Source organism: Pseudomonas sp. GXM4, assembly GCF_008923895.1.
GTDB lineage: Bacteria > Pseudomonadota > Gammaproteobacteria > Pseudomonadales > Pseudomonadaceae > Aquipseudomonas > Aquipseudomonas atacamensis.
Genome location: NZ_WBRZ01000475.1, coordinates 1 through 1,817, shown reverse-complemented (window position 1 = coordinate 1,817; position 1,817 = coordinate 1). Strand labels below are relative to the sequence as shown.

At 59.2% G+C, this 1,817-nt stretch carries 2 protein-coding genes; one reads left to right on the top strand and one right to left on the bottom strand.

Going from position 1 to position 1,817, the window contains the following annotated elements:
• Positions 1-69 precede the first annotated feature (69 nt).
• Positions 70-687 carry a hemolysin III family protein gene (locus F8N49_RS27525; protein WP_071172237.1) on the bottom strand — a complete coding sequence of 206 codons (618 nt, stop codon included), beginning with the start codon at positions 685-687 and terminating at the stop codon, positions 70-72.
• A 141-nt stretch (positions 688-828) separates the two neighbouring features.
• Here F8N49_RS27525 and F8N49_RS27520 point away from each other — a divergent pair, with 141 nt between their 5' ends.
• On the top strand, positions 829-1,749 hold the full coding sequence (locus tag F8N49_RS27520) for a LysR substrate-binding domain-containing protein (RefSeq protein WP_024014641.1): 921 nt from the start codon (positions 829-831) through the stop codon (positions 1,747-1,749).
• The last annotated feature ends 68 nt before the right edge of the window (positions 1,750-1,817 follow it).

Here is a 1,817-nt window from a genome sequence, read left to right as displayed (position 1 = left end):
AAAAAGCGTGACGCAGAGCGTCACAGGAGGCGTTACCACGCAGAGCGTGGGAACGATCAGTCACCCGGGCTACAGGACATAAAACAGAATCGCCACAAAGTGCAGCAGACTTCCCGCGATCACAAACAGATGCCAGATGCCATGGGCATGCCGCAGGCGGTGATCCAGGGCAAAGAAGATAATCCCCACCGTATACAGAACCCCGCCCGATGCCAGCCAGGCAAACCCCGCTGTGCCCAGTGCGGCAATCAGCGGTTTGACCGCGACCAGCACGATCCAGCCCATCACCGCGTAAATCACGATCGACAGAATCCGCGCCTCGGAACGCGGTTTGATCTCTTGCAGGATGCCGATCAGCGCCAGCCCCCAGACAATCCCGAACAGCGTCCAGCCCCAAGGCCCGCGTAACGTCACCAGGCAGAACGGCGTGTAGCTGCCGGCGATCAACAGGTAGATCGAAAAATGGTCGACCTTCTTCATGATCGCTTTCTTGCGCCCGCGCACGCTGTGATACACGGTCGAGGCGCTGTAGAGCACCAGCAAAGTGAAGGCGTAGATCGCCACGCTGACGATCTTCCATGGACTGCCGTCGAGGCTGGCAATCACCAGCAGCCATACGCCGCCGATAAACGCGGCGATGGCTCCGACCAGATGGGTCCAAGCGTTGAGTTTTTCCCCGTGATACATGTGTCGCATACCTCGTAGTCACTACCGCAAGCGCGCAAGGCTCGGGCCTTGAGCGTAAAAGCGCAATGTTTCTGTTCAACCTCGCCTGCGCGTCACGCGGGAATTGGGCACAATCGGCCGATACCAAAAAGAGTCCGCGCCATGCTGATCGACGAAGAATTGACCCTGAAAAAACTCGAGGTGTTCCTCGCCTTCATGCGCACCGGCAACCTCGCCCGCGCTGCCGCCGAACTGCAGACCAGCAACGTCAGCGTGCACCGCGCCATTCACTCTTTGGAAAATGCCCTGCGCTGCCCGCTGTTCAAACACGAAGGGCGCAACCTGACGCCGCTGGAAAGCGCTTATGTGCTGGAAGAACGTGCGCAGAAGCTGATCAACGACGTCGTCGACAGCGTGCGTCTGACCCGCGAAGCCGCCGGGTTCTCCGCCGAGCGTTTCAAGCTCGGCTCGCTGTATTCGCTGACGGTGAAGACCGTGCCGCAGCTGATCATGGGCCTGAAGATCCGCCGCAGCGAACTCAACATCGACCTGATCCTCGGCTCGAACATCGACCTGCTCTACAAGCTGAAAAACATGGAAGTCGACGCGATTCTGGTGTCGCTGGACGACAGCATCAACGATCCGGATTGCGAGCAGATTGCGCTGTTTTCCGACGACATCTTCCTCGCCACCCCGGCCGATTCAAAATTCGCGCAGCGCAGTGAAGTCGATCTGGCGGAAGTGCGTGATGAAACCTTCATCACCCTGACCCAGGGCTTCGCCACGCATCAGGACGGTGTGCGGGTGTTCAAGCAAGCGGGATTCGAGCCGAAGGTGGCAATGCAGGTCAATGACATCTTCACCCTGCTGAGCATGGTCAGCTCAGGGGTGGGGTACGCCTTGTTGCCGGGGCGGATTGCGGCGGTGTACGAGAACCGGGTGAAGCTCATCCCGTTGCAGGAGAAGTACCGCTTGCAGCAGCACATTGGCGTAGTGTTTCTGAAGGCCAAGGAGCGTGATCCGAATTTGCTGGCGTTGCTGGCGGAGTGTCGGATGTATGCCAATCGCCAGGCCAGCTCATGATGATCGTTCCCACGCTCTGCGTGGGAATGCCTCAATGGACGCTCTGCGTCCGCTTTGGGACGCGGAGC